The organism is Polynucleobacter sp. TSB-Sco08W16 (genome assembly GCF_018687455.1).
Classification (GTDB): Bacteria; Pseudomonadota; Gammaproteobacteria; order Burkholderiales; family Burkholderiaceae; genus Polynucleobacter.
The window spans coordinates 210,846-231,288 of sequence record NZ_CP061291.1 but is presented as its reverse complement, the minus strand read 5'-3'; the positions used below and the strand labels follow the sequence as shown (position 1 = coordinate 231,288).

Annotated in this window: 20 protein-coding genes; 8 read left to right on the top strand and 12 right to left on the bottom strand. The window is 46.5% G+C overall.

Going from position 1 to position 20,443, the window contains the following annotated elements; all coding sequences use genetic code 11:
- Nucleotides 1-8: 8 nt before the first annotated feature.
- On the bottom strand, nucleotides 9-785 hold the full coding sequence (locus FD961_RS01215; RefSeq protein ID WP_251371294.1) for an outer membrane protein assembly factor BamE: 777 nt from the start codon (nucleotides 783-785) through the stop codon (nucleotides 9-11).
- Here FD961_RS01215 and fur point away from each other — a divergent pair.
- Nucleotides 784-1,239, top strand: a complete 456-nt coding sequence (fur, locus tag FD961_RS01210) for a ferric iron uptake transcriptional regulator (protein WP_071465096.1) — start codon at nucleotides 784-786, stop codon at nucleotides 1,237-1,239. The genes FD961_RS01215 and fur overlap by 2 nt on opposite strands.
- Before the next feature lie 116 nt (nucleotides 1,240-1,355).
- Here the strand turns inward: fur and gap are convergent, their stop codons facing one another.
- Entirely contained in the window at nucleotides 1,356-2,381 is a 1,026-nt protein-coding gene (gene gap, locus FD961_RS01205) for a type I glyceraldehyde-3-phosphate dehydrogenase (protein ID WP_215393768.1), read from the bottom strand.
- Between the two features lie 35 nt (nucleotides 2,382-2,416).
- Nucleotides 2,417-4,420: a transketolase gene (gene tkt, locus FD961_RS01200; RefSeq protein WP_251371292.1), complete on the bottom strand. Its 2,004-nt coding sequence runs from the start codon at nucleotides 4,418-4,420 to the stop codon at nucleotides 2,417-2,419.
- A gap of 44 nt (nucleotides 4,421-4,464) precedes the next feature.
- Between tkt and FD961_RS01195 the strand changes: the two genes are divergently transcribed.
- Nucleotides 4,465-5,226, top strand: a complete 762-nt coding sequence (locus tag FD961_RS01195) for a 16S rRNA (uracil(1498)-N(3))-methyltransferase (RefSeq protein ID WP_215393767.1) — start codon at nucleotides 4,465-4,467, stop codon at nucleotides 5,224-5,226.
- A gap of 33 nt (nucleotides 5,227-5,259) precedes the next feature.
- Here FD961_RS01195 and FD961_RS01190 read toward each other — a convergent pair whose 3' ends face one another.
- Both FD961_RS01190 and FD961_RS01185 read right to left on the bottom strand, forming a co-directional pair.
- The gene (locus tag FD961_RS01190) at nucleotides 5,260-5,880 is read right to left on the bottom strand and encodes a barstar family protein (RefSeq protein ID WP_215393766.1); all 621 of its coding nucleotides are present in this window, start codon (nucleotides 5,878-5,880) and stop codon (nucleotides 5,260-5,262) included.
- Nucleotides 5,881-6,007: 127 nt separating this feature from the next.
- Nucleotides 6,008-8,329, bottom strand: a complete 2,322-nt coding sequence (locus FD961_RS01185) for an NADP-dependent malic enzyme (protein WP_215393765.1) — start codon at nucleotides 8,327-8,329, stop codon at nucleotides 6,008-6,010.
- A gap of 102 nt (nucleotides 8,330-8,431) precedes the next feature.
- On the opposite strand from FD961_RS01185, the gene thiL reads away from it, so the two are divergent.
- Genes thiL through FD961_RS01170 form a run of 3 tightly spaced genes read left to right on the top strand, consistent with a single transcriptional unit; the run spans nucleotide 8,432 to nucleotide 10,505 of the window.
- Entirely contained in the window at nucleotides 8,432-9,442 is a 1,011-nt protein-coding gene (gene thiL, locus FD961_RS01180) for a thiamine-phosphate kinase (protein ID WP_215393764.1), read from the top strand.
- A complete protein-coding gene (locus FD961_RS01175) occupies nucleotides 9,439-10,008 on the top strand; it encodes a phosphatidylglycerophosphatase A (RefSeq protein WP_215393763.1) in 570 nt (189 codons plus the stop codon). The genes thiL and FD961_RS01175 overlap by 4 nt, the downstream gene beginning before the upstream one ends.
- Before the next feature lie 2 nt (nucleotides 10,009-10,010).
- On the top strand, nucleotides 10,011-10,505 hold the full coding sequence (locus FD961_RS01170) for a CinA family protein (protein ID WP_215393762.1): 495 nt from the start codon (nucleotides 10,011-10,013) through the stop codon (nucleotides 10,503-10,505).
- Nucleotides 10,506-10,512: 7 nt separating this feature from the next.
- On the opposite strand, the gene corA is transcribed toward FD961_RS01170, so the two are convergent.
- Nucleotides 10,513-11,478: a magnesium/cobalt transporter CorA gene (corA, locus tag FD961_RS01165; RefSeq protein ID WP_071464579.1), complete on the bottom strand. Its 966-nt coding sequence runs from the start codon at nucleotides 11,476-11,478 to the stop codon at nucleotides 10,513-10,515.
- A gap of 73 nt (nucleotides 11,479-11,551) precedes the next feature.
- Here corA and pyrF point away from each other — a divergent pair, with 73 nt between their 5' ends.
- A complete protein-coding gene (pyrF, locus tag FD961_RS01160; RefSeq protein WP_215393761.1) occupies nucleotides 11,552-12,397 on the top strand; it encodes an orotidine-5'-phosphate decarboxylase in 846 nt (281 codons plus the stop codon).
- On the opposite strand, the gene mtgA is transcribed toward pyrF, so the two are convergent.
- Genes mtgA through mpl form a run of 6 tightly spaced genes read right to left on the bottom strand, consistent with a single transcriptional unit; the run spans nucleotide 12,398 to nucleotide 19,172 of the window.
- Entirely contained in the window at nucleotides 12,398-13,141 is a 744-nt protein-coding gene (gene mtgA, locus FD961_RS01155) for a monofunctional biosynthetic peptidoglycan transglycosylase (RefSeq protein WP_215393760.1), read from the bottom strand.
- Between the two features lie 6 nt (nucleotides 13,142-13,147).
- Nucleotides 13,148-14,053, bottom strand: a complete 906-nt coding sequence (aroE, locus tag FD961_RS01150; RefSeq protein ID WP_215393759.1) for a shikimate dehydrogenase — start codon at nucleotides 14,051-14,053, stop codon at nucleotides 13,148-13,150.
- A 43-nt stretch (nucleotides 14,054-14,096) separates the two neighbouring features.
- Nucleotides 14,097-14,999 carry an energy transducer TonB gene (locus FD961_RS01145; RefSeq protein ID WP_251371291.1) on the bottom strand — a complete coding sequence of 301 codons (903 nt, stop codon included), beginning with the start codon at nucleotides 14,997-14,999 and terminating at the stop codon, nucleotides 14,097-14,099.
- Complete coding sequence (locus FD961_RS01140) at nucleotides 14,968-17,004, bottom strand: ribonuclease catalytic domain-containing protein (protein WP_215393758.1); 2,037 nt, start codon at nucleotides 17,002-17,004, stop codon at nucleotides 14,968-14,970. Before FD961_RS01140 ends, FD961_RS01145 begins: the two co-directional genes overlap by 32 nt.
- A gap of 2 nt (nucleotides 17,005-17,006) precedes the next feature.
- Nucleotides 17,007-17,741 carry a 3-oxoacyl-ACP reductase FabG gene (fabG, locus tag FD961_RS01135; RefSeq protein ID WP_215393757.1) on the bottom strand — a complete coding sequence of 245 codons (735 nt, stop codon included), beginning with the start codon at nucleotides 17,739-17,741 and terminating at the stop codon, nucleotides 17,007-17,009.
- A gap of 33 nt (nucleotides 17,742-17,774) precedes the next feature.
- On the bottom strand, nucleotides 17,775-19,172 hold the full coding sequence (gene mpl, locus FD961_RS01130; protein WP_215393756.1) for a UDP-N-acetylmuramate:L-alanyl-gamma-D-glutamyl-meso-diaminopimelate ligase: 1,398 nt from the start codon (nucleotides 19,170-19,172) through the stop codon (nucleotides 17,775-17,777).
- Between the two features lie 26 nt (nucleotides 19,173-19,198).
- Here mpl and FD961_RS01125 point away from each other — a divergent pair, with 26 nt between their 5' ends.
- Entirely contained in the window at nucleotides 19,199-19,726 is a 528-nt protein-coding gene (locus FD961_RS01125; protein WP_215393755.1) for a TlpA disulfide reductase family protein, read from the top strand.
- 250 nt (nucleotides 19,727-19,976) lie between these two features.
- Nucleotides 19,977-20,426: a type II 3-dehydroquinate dehydratase gene (gene aroQ / locus FD961_RS01120; RefSeq protein WP_215393754.1), complete on the top strand. Its 450-nt coding sequence runs from the start codon at nucleotides 19,977-19,979 to the stop codon at nucleotides 20,424-20,426.
- Nucleotides 20,427-20,443 lie beyond the last annotated feature (17 nt).

Sequence of the window (20,443 nt, the reverse complement as noted above, 5' to 3'; positions counted from 1 at the left end):
TGGGGTAATTACTGCTTTGTTTCTGGAGTTACTGGAGCATTCAAAGCGCCTGGCCCCAAAGTTTCAGGCTGTATTACTTGACCATCTGCTGATTTTGAAAAGCTGAAGAAATCCCAGAAAGAGCCTTCGCTTGCAGCGGGCAAAGCTGGTACTGGCGCTCCGGCCAACAAGTTATCAGTCCTGCTTGGCACCATGATCTCAGGTTGCTGTAACGGCGGAGTCACCGGCGGCTTGTTTGAGCCCGTGATGACATCCCAAAATGAGCGCTTTTTCTTGGAGTAGTCATCAATCTCAGCAACTAACTCGATTTCAGTGGGCAAGGCATCGCCTTCAAACTTAACTAATTTGTCGCTGTCAAAATATACGGTCACATGACGCTCAGCACCAATACGTTGTCCGTTGCGTTTAAATTCAAAAACATAATCCCAGCGATTCGCATGGAAGTAACTTGCCAATAACGGCGTTCCTAAAATTTGGCGAACTTGTTCGCGGGTCATTCCTAATTGCAATTTGGAATATTGCTCGCTTGAAATAAAGTTGCCCTGAACAACATCAGGCACGTAAGGTCTGAAAATAGTATTCACCCAAGCACGCTGAGTGTTGTCAACCGCTGTTGAGCAGCCGACAACACCTAGCAAGCTGATCAAGGCAAAAGCAAACAGCCCTCCTCGAACGGGGGTGAATAGGCCCCTCAAAAGGGAGCTCAAAAAACGACTAAAAAATTCAAAGCAATTTTGCATGGCTGACCGTATCATTAAGTCATTGATTTTAGCTCCCAAAGCCATGAATACGAACCAAAACGCTACTCCTGAAAATTTGCGTGACATTGGCCTCAAAGCCACTGGTCCACGCATGAAAATCCTCGATTTTTTTCATCAAAATGGCGGAACCCACTTTAGCGCTGAAGACGTCTTTATGGCGCTTGCAAAAGACGATCAAGAAATTGGTCTGGCTACCGTTTATCGAGTGCTAACCCAGTTTGAGCAAGCAGGGCTCTTGCTCCGTAGCCACTTTGAGTCTAGTAAGGGTGATAGCAGAGCTATTTATGAACTCAATGAGGGTCGCCACCACGATCACTTGGTTTGCCTTGATTGCGGGCATGTGGAAGAGTTTGTGGATGAAGCTATTGAGAAAAGACAGCGCGATATTGCTAAAAACCTCGGATTTAAGCTTCAAGAGCACTCTTTAGCCATGTATGGGCATTGTCAGAAGAAAAACTGCCGAAATAAGCAAAAATAGGCCATTTTTAAGGTCTTTTGCCCTCCTTTTGGACCTGTAGATGTGAAAAAAGACCTCAATTTGAGGTCTTTTTAGTTTTTTAACAGCACTTAAATGCAGTTAACGACTTTTAATTACTATACAGCCATTAACGCTTCGGCTGCATTGAGCATTTGGACTGAATAACCCCATTCATTGTCATACCAGGCCAAAACCTTGACCAACTTGCCATCTGCGGATACCCGAGTTTGGGAAGCATCATAAATACTGGGGCGTGGATCATGATTAAAGTCGATCGAAACTAAAGGTAGAGTGTTGAAACCCAAAATGCCTTTGAGCTCACCTTCACTGGCTTCCTTCAGAATCGTGTTCACCTCATCAACGCTAGTGGCGCGACTAGCCGCAAACGTCAGGTCAACCACTGAAACGTTAATCACTGGCACGCGCATTGCGAAGCCATCGAAACGACCTGCCAATGCTGGCAAGACCAAACCAACCGCTTTTGCAGCACCAGTCTTTGTTGGAATCATGCTGGTCACTGCAGAGCGCGCGCGACGCATATCCTTGTGATAAACATCTGTCAAAACCTGATCATTTGTAAATGCATGGATCGTAGTCATCAAGCCAGACTCAATACCAATTTTTTCTAGCAATGGCTTAACCAAGGGGGCTAAACAATTTGTAGTGCAGCTTGCATTAGAAACAACAACATCGCTTGGCTTCAATACATTTTGGTTTACGCCATACACAATGGTTGCATCCACATCTTTTTCGCCAGGAGCAGAAATCAATACTTTCTTAGCGCCCTGCTCAATGTGAATCATTGCCTTCTCTTTAGAGGTGAACTTACCCGTGCACTCTAAAACCAAATCAACACCCAACTCACCCCAAGGAGTTTCTGCAGGGTTACGCGTACAAAACATCTTGATACGATCGCCATTCACCACCATGCAATCGCCATCAACAGAAACTTCCGCGGGGAAGCGGCCATGAGCAGAGTCGTATTGGGTTAAATGGGCATTGATCGCAATATCACCCATCGCATTGATCGCAACGATCTTGATATCACGGCGAGGTTTGCCATTTACTTGATCTTCATATAGGGCCCGCAACACCATGCGCCCAATACGTCCATAACCATTAATTGCGACACGAATTGTCATTTATTTCCCCTTACTAATATTGAATGTATTTCGCATTACTTATTTGTGATGCATTGCTGAACAGTCTTCGCAATTTGATCGACTGTTAAACCAAAGTATTCGTAGAGCACCGGTGCAGGCGCTGACTCACCAAAGGTATCGACACCATGCACTGCTGCACAACCGTACTTCCACCAAAAATCACTAACGCCAGCTTCAACTGCAATGCGTGGAATATTGGCTGGCAATACTTTTACTTTATAAGCAGCATCTTGTTGATCAAAAACAGTTGTTGATGGAATTGAAACTACACGAATACCGATCTTTCCTGCACTGTCTTTTTCTAAACGATCAGCTGTTTGCAATGCGAGGGCAATTTCTGAACCAGTGGCAATGATGACTGCATCAATCTTTCCAGACTGAGGATCGCGCAAGACATAGCCGCCACGAGCAATATCTTTAATCTGCTGACTGCTGCGAGAAACAAATGGGCAGTTTTGGCGACTAAAGATCAAAGCGCTTGGGCCATTCTTGCGCTCAACTGCTGAGCCCCAAGCCACGGCGCTCTCGGTCGTGTCACAAGGACGCCAGACCATCAGATTGGGGATCAAGCGCAAGCTGGCAACGTGCTCAACTGATTGATGGGTTGGTCCATCCTCGCCCAGACCAATAGAGTCGTGGGTGAAGACAAAAATACTGCGGAGCTTCATCAATGCCGCCATGCGAATCGCATTACGACTGTAATCTGAGAAGGTTAAAAAGGTGCCACCAAATGGGATGTATCCACCATGCAAGGCAATACCATTCATGATGGCGCTCATACCAAACTCGCGCACACCGTAATTAATATGGTTGCCCCACTGGTCGCCACGCACTGCTTTACATGCTGACCAATTGGTGAGGTTAGAACCGGTTAAGTCTGCAGAACCCCCCATAAATTCTGGTAAGGCTGGCGCCAAAGCTTCAATTGCATTTTGACTCGCTTTACGAGTAGCAATGGTTTCTGCTTTGGATTGGCAAGTTTTTAAATACGTGTTTAGGGTTGAAGCAAAGTCTTTTGATAAATCACCCTGCATACGACGCTGTAGTTCAGAAGCCAGTTCTGGAAATTTATTCTTGTATTTCTGAAACTCTTTATTCCACTCATGCTCAGCAGCTTGACCACGCTTTTTAAAATCCCAAGCAGCATAAATATCTTTTGGGACTTCAAATGGCGCGTATGGCCAGTTCAATGCCACACGAGTTGCAGCAATCTCAGTAGCGCCCAGTGGGGAACCGTGAACCTTGTCGCTGCCAGCCATATTGGGTGAGCCTTGGCCGATTGCAGTCTTGCAGCAAATCAGGGTTGGTTTATCGCTCTTTTTGGCTTTAGCAATTGCCTTAGAAATCGCTTCTGCATCATGACCATCTACATCACGAATAACATTCCAACCATAAGATTCAAATCGCTTCGGCGTATCTTCATTAAACCAAGAAACGACTTTGCCATCGATAGAGATACCGTTGTCATCCCAGAGTGCAATTAATTTATTTAACTTTAATGTGCCAGCCAAGGAACAAACTTCATGGCTAATGCCCTCCATCAAGCAACCATCACCTAAAAATACATAGGTGTAGTGATCGATGATGTTGAGACCTGGGCGATTAAATTCTTCAGCGAGTAATTTTTCTGCAAGCGCCATTCCTACTGCGTTAGAAATGCCCTGACCGAGTGGTCCAGTGGTAGTTTCTACACCAGGTGTAATTCCATATTCAGGATGTCCTGGAGTTTTGCTATGGAGTTGACGGAAATTTTTTAACTCTTCAATTGGTAAGTCATAACCAGAAAGATGCAAGAGTGAATACAGCAACATAGAACCGTGACCATTAGATAAAACAAAACGATCCCGATCAATCCAATGTGGATCATTAGGATTATGTTTTAAATGTTCATTCCATAATCCAACTGCAATATCTGCCATCCCCATCGGCATACCAGGATGACCTGAATTTGCCTGCTGAACTGCATCCATGGATAAGGCGCGAATGGCATTGGCCATGCGAATTTGAAGGTTTGACATCGTAAAAGTGGTCTCGAGGAAAATAAATTGGCTATATTTCAGTAATGCCTCAATTTTATCTTCCCGGACCATGGGAATCCCAAAAGCCAACTCCCCTCACCCCTGAGGTAGCTCACCATTTGCGCGTGAGGCGCATCCAAACGGGAGAAACCTTCCCAGTATTTGATGGAAATGGCCAGGTAGCCAAGGCGGAACTGCTTTCTTTGGCCGGCAAAAGTGGTTTAGCCCAACTGAGCGATATCCGTAACGATACCCATCGTGAGACTCCATACGCCATTACTTTGGCCCAAGGATTGGCTGGCGGAGACAAAATGGATTGGATTATTGAAAAAGCGATCGAAACAGGGGCTCAAATCATTGCGCCATTACAGTGTGAACGCTCGATTCTCAAACTCACCCGCTCAAGTGATCAGGAGCGCGCCCAAAAACGCTTGGTACATTGGAAGGGCATCATTCAAGCAGCATGCGAGCAATGCGATAGAACTGTATTAGCAGAACTAGAACCCATTCAAACTTTTGACAGCTATTTGCAAGCAAGTCCAAAGCCGGCACTTAAATTACTGCTTAGCCCAGATGCCACGAAAAGCATATATTCCGTTTTAATGGAAACAGATCCCCAAGACCTAGTATTAATGATTGGGCCTGAGGGGGGCCATACACCCGAGGAAGAGGCTCAAGCACAAGCTGCAGGCTATCAAATAATTTCTTTAGGGGAGCGGGTGCTGCGGACTGAGACGGCAGGCCTTGTAGCCATTGCAGCCGTCCATAGTATCTGGAACCCTGAAATGCAAAATCGCCTCAAGTAGAGGCGATTTCAAGGACTAGTAAGGCTTTTGCAGTTAAGCGAAAGAGTAGAACACGCGATACGGTGTGCGACGCTCAGCCCAATAATCAACTGCATCACGGAAAACGTCTAAGAGGGTTTCGCGAGCTTCTTTGTCGAATTTTTGCGTGCAAGGCAAACCTTCAAGCACCACTACGAATCCAGGTTGTTGACCTGCCTTATCGGTAGTTGTAGTCAATGCATCCAATAAAGGATCAAAGTTTTTTGCTTGCTGCTTGGTAAAGGAATAGGCAATAGCAATCGCCTCAAGCACCTCACCTTTGGTCATTGCATTTGCACAATTGGCGTAAATGAAATGCTGACCCAACTCAGTTGCTGCTTCCTGAAGGTCTGGTGTACGAAAAGCACGAATAGATTGCACGATGTTCGTGCGCACACTGCGCAACATAGCCGGTGGTCCGGCATCGCGAACGGCCAAAGCGGCACGCCAAGAAGCTGTCACTTTTTTCCCCGAAACTTGATTTGCTGCATAGGTTTGTAAACGAGATAAACCACCCTGGGCGTAAACATTGGCAGCGGACGATTCGGTTTCTAGGCGATCATTGCTATCCCAACTTTCAGCCCGGCTATGTTCATCGAAGCTAGCTGTATTGGTGTTTTCAGAGCGATTATTCATGATGGGTGCTAGGTTACCCTTAACACGCCATCAAATCAAGCCCAAATACAGGGCATTTTATATAAACTATTGATTTATATAGGATTTATTTATGTAAGTTATTGCTAACTTACATAAATAAAGGTCCTTAGGAAATACCTCTTGCATTGCTAGCGGCCTCTACAACAGCCAAGGTTGTCACATTGACAATACGGCGAACGGTAGCAGCTGGTGTGAGGATGTGAATTGGCTTAGCCACTCCCAACAAGAGAGGTCCAATGGCAATACCGTTACCGGCAGCGGTTTTTAGCAAATTGTAAGAAATATTTGCGGCATCAATATTTGGCAATACCAAAAGATTGGCATCACCTTTTAATGATGAAGATGACACAGCGCCTTCACGAATGCTTGCATCAAGAGCGCTATCGCCATGCATTTCGCCATCGACTTCGAGAGTTGGGTCTGCTTTTTGGAGCAAAGCCAATACTTCTCGCATCTTCACGGCAGATGGCGCGTTGCTCGAACCAAAATTGGAGTGCGATAGCAGTGCAACCTTAGGAACCAATCCTAATTTACGCATTTCACTAGCGGCCATCAACGTTAAATCAGATAACTGTTGGGCGCTTGGATCGATATTGATATGGGTATCAACCAAGAAAACTTGGCGGCCTGGAAGAATCAAGCCAGACATTGCACCATAAACATTAGCCCCTGGCTCATGTCCAATGACTTCATCAACATACTTCAAATGAGTTGCAATATTACCCACGGTGCCCGAGATCATGCCATCAGCCATACCCTTCTGAATCAGCAGGCTACCGATCAAACTATTGCGGCGACGTACTTCTAACTTCGCAAAGGACTGTGTAACGCCCTTGCGCTCAGTCAGAGTGAGGTAGGTTTGCCAGAAATCACGGAAGCGGGAATCATTCTCCGGATTAACGATTTCAAAGTCTTCACCGGGTTTCATGCGTAAACCGAACTTCTCAAGACGATGTTCGATCACAGCAGGACGACCAATGAGAATTGGGGTTGCCAGGTGCTCATCAAGAATGATTTGTACAGCACGTAATACGCGCTCATCTTCGCCCTCAGCAAAAACAATACGTTTTTGATTGGCTGGAACTCGCTTCGCAATACTGAAGAGCGGCTTCATGAGAGTGCCGGAGTGGTAAACAAATTGCTGCAACTGATTACGATATGCATCGAAATCTTTGATTGGGCGAGAGGCAACACCATCATCCATCGCTGCTTTAGCAACTGCTGGCGCGATTACTGTGATTAAGCGCGGATCAAATGGCTTAGGAATTAAATACTCTGGACCAAAAGACAAATTCTCAATGCCATAAACCGAAGTCACTACTTCACTCTGCTCAGCTTGCGCCAGCTCTGCAACGGCTTTCACAGCAGCCACTTCCATACCGCGTGTGATTGTTGTTGCGCCAACGTCTAGTGCGCCACGGAAAATAAATGGAAAGCACAAAACGTTATTGACTTGGTTTGGATAGTCTGTACGACCAGTAGCCATCACAGCATCTGGACGAACTGCTTTAACTTCTTCAGGCAAGATTTCTGGGGTTGGATTTGCCAAGGCATAGATCAATGGCTTATCCGCCATCTTCTTCACCATCTCTTGCTTCAATACGCCACCAGCAGAAAGGCCCAAGAAAATATCTGCACCAGCAATGACATCATCTAAAGTGCGCAAATCGGTTTCTTGGCAAAAAGGCTCCTTCTCGGGATCCATCAATTCTTTACGACCTTTGTAAGCCACGCCCGCTAGGTCAGTTACCCAAATATTTTTACGGGGAATACCAAGATCAACTAAAAGATCTAAGCAAGCTAATGCTGCTGCACCAGCTCCAGAGGTCACTAGCTTCACTTCGTTTACTTCTTTACCTACCACCTTCAAGCCATTGAGGATGGCGGCTGCAACGACAATCGCAGTACCGTGCTGATCGTCATGAAAGACTGGAATCTTCATACGAGCTTGCAACTTACGCTCTACAACAAAGCAATCTGGTGCTTTGATATCTTCTAAGTTAATACCGCCAAAAGTAGGCTCAAGTGCAGCAATAATTTCTACTAACTTATCAGGATCATTTTCATTGACCTCAATATCGAAGACATCAATGCCGGCAAATTTCTTGAACAGGACCGCTTTACCTTCCATCACCGGCTTACTTGCCAATGGTCCAATATTTCCTAGACCTAAAACTGCAGTGCCGTTCGTAATCACACCAACTAAATTTCCGCGCGCGGTGTATTTAAATGCGTTAGCTGGATCTTTAACAATCTCCTCACAGGGGGCAGCAACACCAGGCGTGTAAGCAAGCGCTAAATCACGTTGATTCGTCAGCTGCTTAGTAGGAGCAATCTCAATCTTTCCAGGGACTGGAAACTCGTGGTACTGAAGTGCAGCCTCTCTTAAGGCTGCAATTTGTTGTTCTTTGTTATTTTCTTTGCTCATTCACTAACTCGCTAACTCGTTTTGTCTTTTTATTGAATACTTATTAAGACATTAATTCTATTCCTCCCGAGCATTCCACTCCCAAGAGCCATAAAATGAGGCATGCATTCTCAATCTAGCCCTTTAGGTGAATTTGACCTGATCGAACGTTTTTTTAAAACGGGTGGCGGTTCGAATTCAACCCTGAGCTTGGGCATTGGTGATGACTGCGCCCTCATCAAACCCCTAGCAGGCGAAGAAATAGCGATTACCAGCGATATGCTGGTGGAAGGTAGGCATTTTTTTGCTGGTGCCGACCCTGAACAATTGGGCCGTAAGGCCCTTGCAGTCAACCTTTCTGACCTAGCAGCCATGGGAGCTAAGCCACTCGGATTTACATTGGCAATTGCGCTACCCAAAGTCGATGCACAATGGTTGGAAGGCTTTTCCAGGGGCTTATTTGCAGTCGCCAATCACTTTGATTGCCCATTAATTGGTGGGGACACTACGGCAGGCCCACTCACCATCTCGATTACTGCAATGGGAAGCATTCCTCATGGAGAGGCTATTCGCAGGTCAGGGGCAAAGGTTGGGGATGATGTTTGGGTTTCTGGAACGGTGGGCGACGCACGTCTTGCTCTTGCTGCACTGCGTCATGAAATTACACTGCCCGAAAGCGATCTAAAAACAATTGAGCACCGCATGCACCAACCCACTCCCAGGATTGAACTGGGCATGCAATTAAGAGGTATTGCCAATGCAGCCTTAGATATTTCTGATGGCTTACTCGGTGATCTCAAGCATATCTTGAAACAGTCTCATGTCGATGCCGAAATCCTTTTAGATCTACTTCCAAAATCTGAAACGCTTGGAAGGCAAAACCAAGAAGTACAAAATCAATTTGCTGCTAGCGGTGGAGATGATTATGAGTTGTGTTTCACAGCGCCAAGCTCGCAGCGTGATGCCATTCTGAATATCGGCAAAGCACTCAACTTATCTATTACTCGTATTGGCCAAATTACACCGATGATCAATAGCGCGTCAGAGGTTCGCCTAATTGGTCCAGATGGGAAGATTCTTGATAATCCCCAGACTGTAACTTTACTTAAATCTTTTGATCATTTCTCAATATGAATCAGCCCAGTAAGCCAGAAGTTCAACCTAGCGGCCAATGGATGCTTCAAAGTGCTCCCCGCACCTTAGCCTTTGGCTTTGGTAGCGGTCTGAGCCCCTTTGCCCCTGGCACTGCAGGCACCCTATGGGCATGGGCCGCATTCTTAATCGCAGAGAATTTCCTTACCTTATCAGCATTCCTTTGGATTATTGGTGGCGGAATGCTATTGGGTTGTTGGATCTGCGGTCACGTTAGCGAAGAGTTGGGTAAGAAAGATTTTGGGGGCATTGTTTGGGATGAGATGGTTGCCTTTTGGCTTGTGTTGATATTGATCACTCCCTCCAGCATCTGGGTGCAAATGATTGCGTTTGTTCTCTTTCGATTTTTTGATGCTGCCAAACCCGGTCCAATTGGCGTGATCGATCGTCACTTTAAGCATCTGGAAAACTCAGATGCGCCATCGAGCACAATGCAGCTACTTTGGCGTGGATTTGGAATTATGGTTGATGATCTTGCAGCTGCCTTATTCACACTCCTGTTAATTGCGCTAATGCAAGTCCTCGCTCTTTATATGGGCTGGATCTGAATATGAATTCACTTGATACCGTTAAAACCTTAGCAGAAATCTTGCGGTCCAGAAACTGGAAGATGGCTGCCGCTGAATCCTGTACGGGAGGTTTGGTCTGTGCCACCCTGACTGCTTTAGCCGGCTCAAGCGATTGGTTCGAGCGAGGCTATATCACCTATAGCAATGAAGCTAAAGCAGAGTGTCTGGGGGTGTCAGTAGATCTAATTGAGGATCATGGAGCGGTCAGCGAGCAAGTTGCCCATGCAATGGCTGAGGGTGCGCAACTCCAAGCGGGTACAAATGTTGCAATTTCGATCACTGGTATTGCAGGACCGAGTGGCGGCTCAGAAGAAAAACCTGTTGGGACAGTGTGCTTTGCTTGGGCGATTCGGAGCGACGCTGGTGAAAACAGAGTGCTGACAAAAACAATGCACTTTGATGGCGACCGCCAATCCATTCGTCAACAGGCTGGTGATTACGTTCTCAGCGAATTAGCAAAACTGCTCGAGAACTAGAGCTAAATTACTTCATCCATCCTTTGTGATGGAAATACCACAGTGGAATGATGGCGGAAATAACCATGGCAACAATGGCCATTGGATAACCCCAAGTAGCATCTAACTCAGGCATATGCTTGTAGTTCATGCCCCAGATACTCGCTAGCAATGTTGGTGGCATCAAGGCAACCGATACCACCGAGAAGATCTTAATAATTTTGGATTGGTTCAAGTTAATGAAACCAACGGTCGCATCCATCAAGAAGTTGATCTTATCGAATAAGAAAGCAGTATGGTTCTCCAAAGAGTCAATATCGCGCAAAATTTGGCGCGCTTCCTCTTGCTGCTCATCAGAAAGTAACTTGCTACGCATTAAGAAGGACAAGGCTCTACGGGTATCCATCACGTTACGACGAATGCGTCCATTGGTATCTTCTTCTTTGGCAATGGTTTCTAAAACCTCAGCAGCATCAGCATCATTGATGCTGTCAGAAAGCACTCGTTTTCCAGCTTGCTCAAGGTTTTCATAAACCTCTTCCAAAGCATCGGCGGAATACTCGGCATCGGTTGAATACAAATCTAGCAACACATCTTTTGCATTGCTGACTGATCCAGGGCGCAAGCGCGCACGTAAACGGACCAAACGGAATACCGGCAAATCTTCGTCATGAATTGAGAACAGGACCTGCTTAGTGAGAACGAACGCAACTCGCACGTTGCGAGAGGTCTCTTCTTCGTCCAGCAAAAAGTCAGTACGAATATGAAGGTGGCCATCATCGGCCTCAAAATAACGAGCGGAAGCCTCTAAGTCACCCAAATCATCCAACTCAGGCAAAAGCACGCCAAAAGCCTCTTTAATCCAAACGAGCTCTTCCTCCTCTGGATCAACTACGTCAATCCAGATAGGATTAGCGTATTGCAATAATTCATTGCGATCTTCTACTTGCTCTTGAGAGAGGCGGCCATTTTGCAGGACGAACAAGTTGATCATGGTGAACTCCTAAGGAATGTGCGCTAGTTTATCCTATAGAACATGACAGTTTCACTAAAATAAGCCAAATCCAATGAACTCTCGCTCAAATACCTTTACCCAGCAACTCCAGTCTGCATGGGCTTCCCAAGGCAGCATGCTGTGTGTTGGTTTTGACCCCGATCCCAAGCGCTTACCCCCAGACCTCCAAGGAAAGCCTGAAGGGATCTTTGAGTTTTGTCGCGATATCGCTGATGCCACTGCGGATTTAGTGTGCGCCTTTAAGCCTCAATTTGCCTACTTTGCCTCACAAAGGGCCGAGGCTCAACTTGAAAAGCTCATTCGCCACCTCAAAGACAAATACCCCCATATCCCAGTCATCTTAGATTCTAAGCGCGGGGATATCGGTAGCACCGCAGACCACTATGCCCTTGAGGCTTTTGAGCGCTATGGTGCTGATGCAATAACCGTGAACCCATATATGGGCTTTGACACCATTGAACCCTACCTTAAGCACACTGGCAAGGGCGTCATCGTGCTGTGTCGCACCTCCAACCCAGGGGGATCAGATTTACAGTTCTTAAATGTCTCACCAAGTGGTGAACCTTTGTATTTGCATGTAGCCAAACTCGCAGCTACTCAATGGAATAACTCAGGGCAAATTAGTCTTGTAGTAGGCGCAACCTTCCCAGAGGAGATCGCCAAGGTACGTGCCATTGTTGGTGAGATGCCCCTCCTCATTCCGGGCATTGGAGCTCAAGGCGGCGATATTAAGGCTACTGTCAATGCGGGTAGTATTGCCAGCAAACCAGGAGCCGGCATGATCATTAACTCCTCTAGGGCTATTTTGTATGCGAGCTCTGGAAATGATTTTGCACAAGCCGCCAGAAAAGTTGCACAAACGACACGCGACGCCTTAAGAGCCGCCACTGAAGACTAACTACTTGGGGTTCTTGGGAGAGGCCACGGGCGCCAATGCAACTCGACTCATATTTTCCAGAATAAATTCTTGGCGGGCAGCGTAGTTGATGCTCCCCCTACGGCAATATTGCGCCTTATCAAAGCATTTGGGTGCCGGCAACGCTGAAGCTAAAGCGGCGGCCTGATCCACATCTAACGCCCCTGGAGTAGTAGCGTAATAATGCGCAGCGGCGGCCCCAATGCCGAACACTCCCTCTCCCCACTCTACTGAGTTCAGATAGATTTCAAATAATCTTTGCTTTGGAAGGATAAGTTCCAGAAGACCAGTAATGACAAGTTCTTGTCCTTTACGGAAATAATTTTGCTCTGAGGATAAAAACAAATTCTTAGCGAGCTGCTGAGTGATGGTTGATCCACCGCGCAGTGCTGTTTTTGCTTTTCCACCAGCATGCTTTTTCTCTTGATTTTTTTGCCAGGCCTTTTCCATATCTTCTACACGCACACCTTTGTGCTGAAAAAAGATATCGTCCTCACTAACCAAAACTGCACGCTTGAGATTATTCGAAATCTTGTTGTAGGCCGTCCATTCAGAATGAACCTGGCACGACCAATGCCAACTGCATAAACGCCAACGCTCTGCCCTTTGAAATGCTGTACTGCTAGGGTCTAAGCTGGTCCACAAAGCTATCTGTACCGCAAAATAAAGCTGCATAGCCACTAGGCCACAGAATAGGCATTTGACTATGTAAGTAATCCAGCGCATGAAGAATTAGCTGCGCAGTTTTGCCAGTACGGCGCGCGGATCGATCAGCGCCCCAAGCTCGGCCCCACGCCATAGCAAGAATGCATCAGCAGCTTGCTCAACCAACATTCCTAGGCCATCGCTAATGCGAGCCCCACGCTGTAAGGCTTGTTGCATAAAAGCAGTAGTTTTTCCGTAGACCATGTCATAAGCGAATGAGCTAGGGGTAAAGATGTTCGCTACCGCAGAAGCGCTTAATGGTGACTCATCGGATAGGCCAGCAGCAGTTGCATTAATTACCAAATCAAATGGATAAGGTGTTTTTGCAGCATCCTCAAGATCAGCCAAGGCTCGGGATTCCAAGGCAACCTCTTGAACAGCGGCTTGGTTAGCAAATAATTTCACGAGCTCTACTGCTTTTGCGCTCGAACGATTGGCAATCACCAGGCACTTAGGTGATTGTTCTAGCAAAGGCCCCATCACTCCACGTGCAGCACCTCCAGCGCCTAAAAGCAAGATACGCGCCTCGTGAATCACTATGCCCTGAGCTAAGAGATCTCGCACTAAACCAGCGCCATCGGTATTGTCACCATAGATTTTGCCGCCCTCAATCCAGAGTGTATTAACCGCACCCGCCAATCGAGCGCGCGGCGTCAACTCATCCGCAAGCGCTTGAGCATCTAACTTAAATGGCACCGTGACATTCATACCCTTGCCGCCTGCTGCAAAAAAGGTTTTGGCTGCCCTAGCAAAACCATCCAGGTCTGCTTGTAAACGGCCGTAATACATAGCCTGCTTTGCTTGCTCGGCAAACCTTGCATGAATAACGGGTGACTTGCTATGAGCTATCGGATTACCAGCAACTGCATAGACGTCAAGGCCCGAGTAAAGACTTGGGTCAGTGTGCAGATCGGTAGATGTATTTGAGCTCATAGTGCTTACAGAATAAGCGAATTTATGAATAATGAATGCCGCATCAATGCTTTAATTCCAAACGATCATTGCCCTCTCGGGTGAATTCAAAGGTAGAAATCCAATCTAGCACATCGATTTGATTGCGCATTTCTGAAGGGAAGGGGCCAAAGGGGGCAGATGCACGAACGATGGCTAATGCCTGTCGATCTAGCTCTGGATTGCCAGAGCTGCGCCCTATTGAAACGCCCTCTTTTCCTTGCGCATTAGTAGTGATCCGCCCCTGCGCATCAACACTCACCACAATCACCAAGCTGCCATATAAGGGCCTGCCATTAGCACGCGGGAAAAAAGCGCTCCCATATGCCTCGATTTTTTGGCGCATCGCATCGAAATAATGGGCAAATGAGACCGCCTTTGTATTAGCGCCAGTGAGAACCTTGCGACGCGGCTCACGACCATTAGCCTGTAAACGCTTTGCTAGCTCTGCTTCCAACGAATTGAGTTGAGGAGCAATTCGTTGATCATCCCCGCTCTTGCGTCCTCCAGACTTCGCACGTTGCTCGTCTAACTTGGCCAACATTTGCTTCTGCTGTTTTTCCAAGACCTCTAGACGGGCCTCAGCTCCTAGTCTTGCTCGATGTAACGCTGTTGCATCTTGATTTTCGGTTTTTCCTCCACCCTGTAAATCCGCCTGTGCCAATTTATTAGCTTGCTTAGGGGGCGTCTTATTACTGGCATTAACCAAAACCACACTTAATGGCGTATTTAAACGGCGATTCTGAATTTCACCCATACCCCAGCGAAACGATAAGAAGAGGATATGAATGATGAGAGATACAAGAAGTGCCAGTCGAAGAGGGTAACGGCGCCAAGCATTTTGGAAGTGAGCCCATGCTCGACCTAGCTTCTCAGAGAAGGGGAACTGTTCAGACTTAATCTGGACCAACATTTTCTTCAACGCCATCAAGCAAAGCATCCGAACCTTCTTGAGTCACTTTTTCTACTGACTCCGCCCTTGCTTCAATCTCAAGAACTCTCACAGCAGCAGTCAATTGCAAAAGATCAATATTTGCCACTGCAACTTCAGCACGCGTCATACGTGGATAACTGGCTAATTCTGGAATCGGCAAATGCAGTGGTACTAACTCCACTCTCGACATGCCTTCTTTTAAATGACGTACGTAGAGATTTTTTGAATCTCCGTCCTGCGCAATCCAACGTAAACACCAATATTTTTCCAGGCGATCCTGATATTCCCCGTAGGTTTGATAAGAAGATTCAAAATCGGCTGCAATACCCATTAGCGTTGCATCTCGTGGCGGGAATGGCGCAACCATCTTGGCCATCACACCATTTTTTGCTAAGGCAATGAGCTGCCACTGATTGACTAGGTCGGAATAGCGGCGCAATGGCGATGTACACCACGCGTAGTAATCCAAACCCAGACCTTCATGAGGACCAGGCGTGGTTTGCATGCGTGTTCGCAATGGACCCCAGCCCTTCTGAGTTCTAAATAAACCAGGCAAACCATGATCTGCCAATAATTGACCAGAAGCACTATTACAAAAGATCATCCACTCAGCAACGATCGTATCCAAAATAGAGCCTCGTTGACGCGGGAGGATCTCTACGCGCTCCACCCCATCTACATCCTTGATCTGAAAATGAAAATCCCTTGCCAAGGCATTCGGATCAATGACCCCCAACTGCTCTGCACGCAAGCCATTGGCGATACGCTTTTCTTGGCGGCCCGCATGCAAAAGTTTTGCCGCACGCCAGAGCACTGCCAATTCTTTTCGATAAGGATAGCTAGAGTCCTCATCGACTAAACTTTCTTCGCTGACTAGATGCTCGATATTTTCTAGGCGAAGATTAGCCACCATCGGCACCATTTCTGCACGCATTTGTAAGGAATCGCGATTTGCAATGCCCTCTGTATCAATATCGACATAAATTGATAGCGCAGGGCGAGATGCGCCCTCATCTAAAGAAAATTGCTCAATGACTGAATCGGGCAACATCGTGATTTTGTCGCCCGGAAAATATACGGTAGACATTCGATTGCGAGCCACTTGATCCAATGGATCATCTTTTGCAATTGCTAAACCTGGTGCTGCAATGTGGATGCCAATCCGATGGCCACCATTAGGTAACTCGGTCACCGATAAAGCATCATCAATTTCAGTAGTTCCCGAGTCATCAATCGAGAAAGCCTTAACTTCCGCCAATGGAAGCTCTGCAACTGCCGCAGCATAGGTAGCTTGATCAACGCTGAGATTGGGATTATGAGTAGCACCATTGGGGAAATGAGCCTTCAAGAACATACCCTGGTGATAGGCCAAAGGAGAATCAATTGCACCACACCGAATCATTAATTGCGCAGGAGACTCGCCGGTTTCAGTGCAAGCTGCAATCAAGGCTTTATAAGCAGCAGTATTTTTGTCAGGTGAAAATAGTAACTGTTTAGCCAAAGACTTCAACGCCTCAGGAAATGATCCTGAAACTAATTCTTGTTGCCAAAGTGATTGTTGTTCTAGTTCTTTTTGCTTACGCTCAAGCGCGGCTAAACCGGCCTGCAATTGCTCTAGGGGTGCACGTTGAAAGCGTCCTCGCCCCTTGCGACGGAAAAATACTGGGGCGCCTTGCAAGGCAATAGCTAAAGCAGTTTGTTGAGGAATCGTCGCTTGAGCACCAAAATATTCAAGAGAAACATCTACGAGGCCAAACTCTTCCTCAGGTGCGCAGTCCCAAAGTAGTTGCAGATCAATATCTTTGGATAAGGTATTTGCCGCATCCATAACCGATTGCGCTTCAGGCTTATCAAAGCGCAGCCAAACTTCTTTAGCTTTGAGTTTGATTTTTTTTCCTGAAAGGCTTGTCGCTTGCCAAGACTCGGCATCTCCAGCGCCTGATGCAGACTGTACTGTGGCGATTTTGATATCGCCGCCCTCTTCGTATACAAGATTCATGCTTAGAGGGAAATCCCGCCGCTAGCCTCTAATGCAACGCCATTAACGTAACTCGCTTCATCGCTGGCTAGAAATAAGTACACATTAGCCATTTCTTCTGGCGTACCCAGACGCCCAAGCCAACTACGACGCTCAATGTCTTGCAGGATATTTTCTGGCATGGCTTTCACCATCTCTGTAGCAATAAATCCAGGACACACTGCATTGACCCGAATACCTTTGGGACCTAGCTCGCGGGCCCATGTCTTAGTGAAACCAATGACACCAAACTTGGTAGCCGAGTAATTAGTTTGGCCAAAGTTGCCATACAGACCAACCACACTAGATGCGTTGACTACTGCGCCAGAACCTGCTTCCAACATATGCGGTACAACTAATTGGGTGCAGTTAAACACCCCCTTTAGATTGACATCAATAACAGTATCAAACTGAGCCTCTGTCATCTTCACCAAACGGGCATCTTGAGTAATCCCAGCGTTATTAATCAAAATATCGATACGGCCATATTTCTGCATTACTTGATCCACTACTGCTTGGATGCTCCCGCGATCTGTGACGTTCATTGCATAGGCCTCAGCATTGGTGATTTGTGCCGCAGCGCTATTAATCGCTTCAAGATTCATATCTGCAATGATCACAATAGCGCCCTCTTGCGCAAAGCGTTGTGCCGTTGCAAAGCCAATACCCTTTGCTGCACCAGTAATGATTGCCACTTTATCTTTTAAGCGATTACCCATGATGTACCTTCAATGTTGATTTGTTAAGCCGCCTTAAACGGATACCGCTGTTAGTATTTTTTGATGAACGCCACCGAAGCCCCCGTTACTCATGACCAAAATGTGATCACCCGGCTTTGCCTCTTTGGCGACTGCACTGACTAATGCTTCCAAAGCATCGAAGGCCTGTGCTTTGCCGGCTTCTTTGACGTTGAGTGGGGACAAGACTTCCCTTAAGTCCCAGCCTAATGACTCTTTGCCGCTATTGGCACCATAAGCAAAGACCTTGTCAGCCTGTTGCAAGCTAGCGGGAAGCTGTGCTTTCATGACGCCTAACTTCATCGTGTTCGAACGAGGCTCTAATACCGCCAAGATGCGTGCTGCACCAACTCGACGACGCAACCCATCCACTGTTGTCGTGATTGCCGTTGGATGATGAGCAAAATCGTCATATACCGTGATGTCATTTGCAACACCAATGGTTTCGAGACGACGCTTCACATTCTTAAATTGAGCCAAAGCACGCGCAGAATCCGCGGGGGAAATACCAATATGATTTGCAGAAGCGATTGCAGCTAATGCATTCAGTTGATTGTGTGTGCCCATCACCCCAGAATTAGGCGCCCATTTCACAACGGCTACTTCTTTGCCTGATTGCCGAACAACAAAGCCATCTGCTGCTTGCGAAATCAGAGACCATTCATTCGCTACCGCTTGTCCAAAGCGCTCGACTGGAGCCCAAGCACCCCGGGCTACAACACGTTCTAGGGCCGGCTCTTCGCCGTTCACCACCAGCAAACCCTCGCCTGGCACGGTACGTACTAAATGATGAAACTGAGTTTCGATCGCCGCAAGATCAGCAAATATATCTGCGTGATCAAATTCCAAATTATTCAATAAAGCAGTGCGCGGTCTATAGTGAACGAACTTACTGCGCTTATCAAAAAAGGCAGTGTCATATTCATCGGCCTCAATCACAAAATATTTACTCTCACCTAAGCGTGCTGACACCGTGAAATTCAGTGGCACCCCACCAATCAAATAACCAGGTTTGTAGCCGTTAAATTCTAAAATCCAAGTCAGCATGGCTGAGGTAGTAGTTTTACCGTGGGTGCCAGCAACTGCTAAAACATGTCTACCGTATAAAACTTGTTCGCCAAGCCATTGAGGACCAGAGATATAAGGAAGTCCTTGATTCAGAATTGCTTCCATCAGTGGATTGCCACGAGAAACCACATTGCCGATAACAAATAAATCAGGCATCTTCTCAAACTGCAATAATTGATCTGGTGAGAATCCTTCAATCAACTCAATACCCTGAGATTCAAGCTGAGTGCTCATTGGTGGATACACGTTAGCGTCACAACCCGTAACACGATGTCCGGCTTGCCGAGCGATTGCGGCGATGCCGCCCATGAAAGTACCGCAAATGCCCAAGATATGTATATGCATCTGCGAATTTTAGCGAAGGAGTTGAAGTGAACCGAAGACAATGGATCATGATCGGCGGAATTAGTCTTTTGGCAGCCGCTGCGGGCGCCCTGACTTCGCAATGGTTATCCAAGACGAGCTTAGCTAGCGAGGCCAGTGTTAAGGCCTTTTTTAGCAACCCTTGGTCAAGCCCCGAGGGAAAAGAAATTAACATCCAAGATTGGCAAGGAAAGTTGCTCGTAGTTAACTTTTGGGCCTCCTGGTGCCCCCCTTGCGTTGAAGAAATGCCTGAACTAGAGAAGTTGCAAGGGGAGTTTCTGCAACAAAATGTCTTATTTGTTGGCATCGCCATTGATTCTCCATCTAACGTACGCGAATTTCTGAAAAAGACATCTGTTTCCTATCCCATTGCCATGGGTGGAATGAATGGCAGCCAAATCTATAAGGCACTAGGCAACACTCAATCCGCGCTTCCATATACCGTTGTAATCAATTCAAGTGGAAAGGCAATCTATAGTAAATTAGGGAAAATAGATGAAGAAGAGCTCAGAAAAGCTATAAAAGCTGCTTTATGATCTTTTTTATCAACACTTGAATAAATATCTCCAGGCTATAATTGCTTAATAAATAGGCAATTTAGTGAATAATCCCGCTCAATTACTTCTAAAACTATTGAAAATTTCGCCTAAGGAGGCTTGCTTTTTGATCTCCCTAAGCATTCAAGAAGGTATACTTCCTTCCATAGCAAGTGAAGCATGAGTTATCTGGGTGGCCAAAAGCCAAAACAAACAATTGACACCTAACTGCCTCTAAAAATAGGGATCTATGTCTAAAAAAGCTTCAATTCTCGTCATTCAGGGTCCAAACCTCAATCTCTTGGGTACCCGTGAACCAGAGGTTTATGGGAAAACTACCTTAGAAGATATCCATTCAAGACTGGGGAATCTCGCAAAAGCTCAGTCAGTCGACTTAAGCACCTATCAAAGCAATCATGAAGGCGAGTTAATTGACCGCATTCAGAAAGCAAAACTAGATGGGGTGGATTTCATCATCATTAATCCAGGCGCATTTACCCATACAAGCGTTGCCCTCCGGGATGCTTTAGCTGGAGTTGCCATTCCGTTTACTGAAGTCCATTTATCCAATATTCATCAGCGCGAAGAGTTCCGTAAGCATTCTTACCTATCCGATATCGCTACTGGTGTGATTTGCGGACTTGGCGCCATAGGCTACGAGCTAGCCCTCCAAGCAGCAATTGCCCGTTTACAAAAATAAGCTTATTTAAAGAATTT